We start from the raw sequence: 5,064 nt of genomic DNA, 5'->3' as shown, positions 1-5,064 counted from the left end.
GTCGGGGGAGGTGCGCGGGTGGGTCCCGGCCCCTGGCTCGGTGTCGTCGCCCGCCCGGGTGTCGGTCCGGGCACCGCGACCGCGGCGCCCCGCGACGATGCCGACGGTGACGAGCACGGCGGCGACGAAGGTCACGGCGACGGCGGCGACCTGCACCGCTGACGAGAACGCGGCACCGTCGGCGGCGGACCGGTGCACCGCGGCGACGCTGCCGGTCACGAGGGCGGCGAGGACGGTGCCGCTCGCGGCGATCCCGACCGCGGTGGCGAGTTCGCTCGCGGTGTCGACGAGGGCCGCGCCGACCGAGGTGCGGTCGGCGGGCAGACCGGTCAGCACGCTCGTGCCGGCGACCGCCCCGACGACCCGCATCCCGGCGGCGACGAGCACGAGGGCGACCACCACGAAGGCGTACCCCTGACGACCGAGCCCGGCGAAGACGGCGAGTCCGGCGACGACGGCCACCGCGCTCGTCCACGCCGCTCGGTCGAGGCCGACGCGTGCGACGAACGGCCCGACCAGGCGGCCGCTCGCGAGGAGCACGACGACCTGCGGCAGGGTCCCGACGGCGGCGAGGGCGGGCGGCCACCCCCACCCGGACTGCAGCTGCAGCGTGACGAGGTACGACAGGCCGGCGGTGGCGAGCCCCGCGGCGGCCTTGTGCGCGAGGCCGCTGGCCACGAGGGGGCGCGCGACGAGCCGGAGGTCGAGCAGCGGGTACGGCGCGGTGTGCTGCCGGACGACGAAGCCCGCGGCTGCGAGCAGCGTGAGCACCACGGCGGCCCACGAGCCGGCACCGGCACCGACGACGAACAGCGTCGGCGAGACGAGGACCCCGGCCACCGCGACCGCACCGGTGACCGCGCCGACCAGGTCGACCGGGTCGCGGTGCAGGTCGCCGGTACGGTCGACGGCGATCCCGGCGCGGATGCCGACGAACGCGACGACCGCGACGGGGGCGTTCGCGACGAGGAGCACCTGCCACGGCGCCACCGCGAGCACGAACCCGCCGATGGTCGGTCCCACGGCGAGGCCGACGAGTCCCGCGGTCGAGATGACCGTGAGCGCCCGGACACGCAGGTCCTGCCGGTCGAACAGCCGGAACGCCAGGGCCATCGACCCCGGCGTGGTCATCGCGGCGGCGATGCCGGTGAGCGCGCGGACGACGATGAGCTGCTCGACCGAGGTGACGAGGACGGTCGCGATGCTCACCAGGGCGAGCAGCACCAGACCGACGAGCATGACGCGGCGGCGGCCGAACCGGTCGGCGACGGCGCCGAACAGGAGCATGAGGCCGCCGAACGCGACCGAGTAGGCGCCGGAGACCCACTGCAGGGCGGCCGTCGACGCGGTGAGGTCGCGGCCGATGGTCGGGAGCGCGACGGTGAGGACCGAGTTGTCGAGCATCTCGAACAGGAACACGGCTGAGAGTCCGGCGAGGGCGACCCAGGCGTCGCGGAGACGGGGTGGAGCCGCGGTCTCGGGGACCGGGGACGAGGTGGGGACGGACACGGGCGCACTCCTTCGACGAAGAAGTGGCGACTCCCGTGAGTCACGTACGCGGTGCCGCCGGCCGGGGCCGGAGGCGTTTTTCCCTCTGCGCCAGACGCTAGCGCACGTCCGGGCGGCGGCGCGACCCCTGCGCGGCGGGTGGCGCTAGCCGGAAGGCGAACGTAGTTAGACAAACTAACCTCCGGGTCGCATGCTGGTCCGGCGCCCGCCCGAGGTGCACTCCCCAGCAGTGAGGCGGTTCGTCATGGCACGGACAGCAGGTCCTTCCCCCGACGTCCGCACGACGGCGTCCCGGCTCGCGCCGACGGTGTCCCCGCTCGCGCCGACGGTGTCCCCGCTCGCGCCGACGGCGTCCCCGCTCGCGCCGACGCCGTCCCCGCTCGCGTCGACGGCGTCCCCGCGCGGTCCGGTGTCGGCGACGACCCTGATCGTCCGCACGGCGGTGTCCCCGTGAAGCCGCACCCGACGCTGTCCGAACTCCGGACCCGCCCGAGCGAGTGGCACCGCCGCGGCATGAGCCACCCCGACGAGCTCCAGGCCATGGTGCACCGACGACTCCTCGAGGACGTCCCGACCGAGCCGACCTACAGCGACTTCTTCACCGCTCCGTGAGGCGCCCGGACCGAGGTGAGTCTCGCTCGTGACTCACAGCCACTCCTCCCGGCCGCGTGCGACCATCACCCCATGACCGCCGCAGTCCCGGACGTCCGCCAGGTGGCGGCAGCGACGGGCGACGACCTCGACGCCGCCCGGGCGCTGTTCGAGGGCGCGTACGACGCGGCGGGCTTCCTGCCGGAGCGGACGGCGCGTCCGTTCGGGTACCGGTTCCGGTCGGTCGGCAACGCCACCCTGACGCTCGACGCCAAGCGGTTCGACGGTCGGATGGCCGGCGAGGTCGACGCGACGAGCCACTACTTCGTCACCTGGGTCAGCGACGGCGGCGGCGTCATGGACATCGGCCGCGACGAGGTCGTGCTCGCCCCGGGCCGCCCGGTCGTGTTCCCCAGTGCGCGGCCGTTCCGCTTCGACCTCGCCGACGTCCGGCAGAACGTCGTGCAGTTCGACCGCACCACGCTCGAGCACGTCGCGGCGGAACTGCACGGCACCGAACCCGCGCCGATCGTCTTCGACCACGCGGCCGCCCCGGTCCGGAGCGCGCTGCGCTTCTGGGACGCCGAACTCCGGGGCACGGCCCCGACGGTCCTCGGCTCCGCCCCGCTGTCGCCGCTCGCCATGGCCGAGGCCGCGCGGCGGACCGCGTTCGCGATGCTCCGGACGTTCCCGCACGTGACCCTCGCGACGCGTGCACCGGTGCCGCCCCAGGCGACGGGCCGCGTCGAGCAGGCCATCGAGTACATGCACGCCAACGTCGAGCGCCCGCTCTCGACCACGGACGTCGCCGAGTACGTGGGCCTGAGCGTCCGCGGGCTGCAGCAGGGGTTCCAGCGCCAGGTCGGCGAGACCCCGAACGGCATGCTCCGCGGCATGCGGCTCGACCGGGTGCGGTCGGTGCTGCGCTCCCGTGCGCTGGGCGAGGTCACCGTCGCCGGCGTCGCACGCGAGTGGGGCTTCGCGCACGCCGGCCGCTTCTCGGCCGCCTACGCGAAGCGGTTCGGCGAGTCGCCGAGCGAGACCCTCCGCCGCCCCCGGTAGGTGGCCGCCGGTCCGGCGCCGAGACGGACGGGAGGCGCGGTGCGGGCCCGACCCGCGCCTCCCGTCCGTCCCCCGGTCGCGTCCACGCGACCCGCACCCGTCAGTGCTGGCTCGCGGATCCCGCGGTCGCGCCGAGCGCGGTGAGCAGCCGGAGCTTCTCCGCGCTCGCGCTGCCCGCCTCGGGGTAGTACGTGACGAGGACGAGCCCGTCGACCGGCAGCTTCTCGCGGAGCAGGTCGAGGCGACCGACCACGGGGTGCTCGACGACGACGCTGCCGCCGGTCATCTCCCGGACGTCGTGGCGTGCCCAGAGCTCGCGGAACCGCGCGCTCGCGATCGACAGCTCACCGACCAGGGCGGCGGCGCGTGGGTCCGAGCCGTCCTCGCCGGAGGTGTGCCGGGCCGCGGCGACGAAGGACGCGAGGGAGTCCTCCCAGTCCACCTGGAAGGCGCGCTCCTCCGGGTCGAGCACGAGTGACCGCAGCCGGTTCTGTCCGGGCGTCAGTCGTGGCGAGAACGCCGTCGCCGGGCCGTTCGCGGCGAGGACGTCGAACGTGCGGCCCTCGAGGAAGGCCGGGACGTCGAGCGCGGCGAGCAGGTGGTGCAGGCGCGGTGGCACGCGCTCGGCCGCCGGGGCGCGGGGGGTGCGGGGTCGCGGCGCGGTGAGCCCGAGGAGGTAGGCGTGTTCGACGTCGTCGAGCTGCAGGACCCGGGCGATCGCGGTGAGCACCTGGGGCGAGGGGTTGGCGTCGCGACCGCGTTCGAGGCGCAGGTAGTAGTCGGCGCTGATCCCGGCGAGGAGGGCGACCTCCTCGCGGCGGAGGCCGGGGACCCGTCGCCGCGTGCCCTCGGGCAGGCCGACCTGCTCGGGCGTCACCAGGGCGCGTCGGGCGCGCAGGTACTCGCCGAGCACGTTGACCGGTCCCGTCGTCTCCACCCCGCCGACGCTACGCGACCCCGGCGCCCGCAGCGGGGGTCCTGCCACTCCCCGGATGCGCGGGGTCCTCCCGCCCGGCTCCGCGTCGTCGCACGATCGACACCGTCGGACCGCCCGGTCCGACGGACAGCGTCGGGCCCCGCTCCCGACCAGCACGGACAGGAGACACCATGCGCACCACCGACCGCACCGCTCTCGTCGTCGGGGGCACCTCCGGCATCGGCCTCGGCCTCGCGCGACGGCTCGCCGCAGCCGGCAGCACCGTCGTCGTCGGCGGACGCGACCCCGAGCGCGACGCGGGCCGGTTCGACGGCCTCGACACCGTCCGGATCGACGTCACGGACCCGGCGTCCGTCCTCCGCGCACGCGACGAGGTGCTGGACCGCCACCCCGACCTCGACCTGCTCGTGACGATGTCCGGGGTGATGTTGCAGGAGGACCTGCTCGACCCCGGTCACGCAGTAGCAGCCGAGACGACCGTGGCGGTCAACTTGCTCGGCACCATGCGCGTGGTCGACGCGTTCCTGCCGCACCTGACCGCGCGGGACGCCGCCGACGTCGTCACGGTGTCCTCCGGGATCGCGTTCCTGCCCTTCCCGCTGATGCCGGCGTACGGGGCGTCGAAGGCCGGCGTGCACGCGTGGACCGAGGCGCTGCGTCCCCAGCTCGCCGGGACCGGTGTGACCGTCACCGAGCTCGTCCCGCCGGCGGTCGCGACGGCCGGGCAGGAGCGGGTGAACCCGCGGGCGCTCCCGCTGGACGCGTTCCTCGACGAGGTCCTCGCGATCCTGGCCACCGAGCCGACCCCGCAGGAGGTCGTCGTCGAGGCCGCGCAGTACCTGCGGTGGGCCGAGCGGGACGGGACCTACGCGGACCTGCTCCGGGTGCGGTCCGAGCCGCTGTCCCAGCTGCCGGGGCGGTGAGCCCGGGGGGGCGACGGGCCCTTGGGCGCTGAGCCCGGGGCG

The 5,064-nt window shown here is 75.4% G+C and carries 5 protein-coding genes; 3 read left to right on the top strand and 2 right to left on the bottom strand.

What is annotated here, in order from left to right; genetic code table 11:
* A partial coding sequence (locus BEP24_RS15825; RefSeq protein ID WP_083230439.1) for an MFS transporter occupies positions 1-1,509 on the bottom strand: 1,509 nt, incomplete at its 3' end.
* 244 nt (positions 1,510-1,753) lie between these two features.
* Between BEP24_RS15825 and BEP24_RS15820 the strand changes: the two genes are divergently transcribed.
* A complete protein-coding gene (locus BEP24_RS15820) occupies positions 1,754-1,963 on the top strand; it encodes a hypothetical protein (protein ID WP_065965066.1) in 210 nt (69 codons plus the stop codon).
* Between the two features lie 230 nt (positions 1,964-2,193).
* Positions 2,194-3,162 (top strand): AraC family transcriptional regulator, encoded by a 969-nt coding sequence (locus BEP24_RS15815; protein ID WP_065965064.1) that lies wholly within the window; start codon positions 2,194-2,196, stop codon positions 3,160-3,162.
* 100 nt (positions 3,163-3,262) lie between these two features.
* On the opposite strand, the gene BEP24_RS15810 is transcribed toward BEP24_RS15815, so the two are convergent.
* A complete protein-coding gene (locus BEP24_RS15810; RefSeq protein ID WP_065965061.1) occupies positions 3,263-4,099 on the bottom strand; it encodes a helix-turn-helix transcriptional regulator in 837 nt (278 codons plus the stop codon).
* Positions 4,100-4,269: 170 nt separating this feature from the next.
* Between BEP24_RS15810 and BEP24_RS15805 the strand changes: the two genes are divergently transcribed.
* Entirely contained in the window at positions 4,270-5,022 is a 753-nt protein-coding gene (locus BEP24_RS15805) for an SDR family NAD(P)-dependent oxidoreductase (RefSeq protein ID WP_065965060.1), read from the top strand.
* Positions 5,023-5,064: the final 42 nt, after the last annotated feature.

The sequence above is a fragment of the Curtobacterium sp. UCD-KPL2560 genome (assembly GCF_001705035.1).
Taxonomy (GTDB): Bacteria; Actinomycetota; Actinomycetes; order Actinomycetales; family Microbacteriaceae; genus Curtobacterium.
The sequence above is the reverse complement of the archived record's forward strand: the minus strand, read 5'-3'. Positions and strand labels throughout refer to the sequence as shown.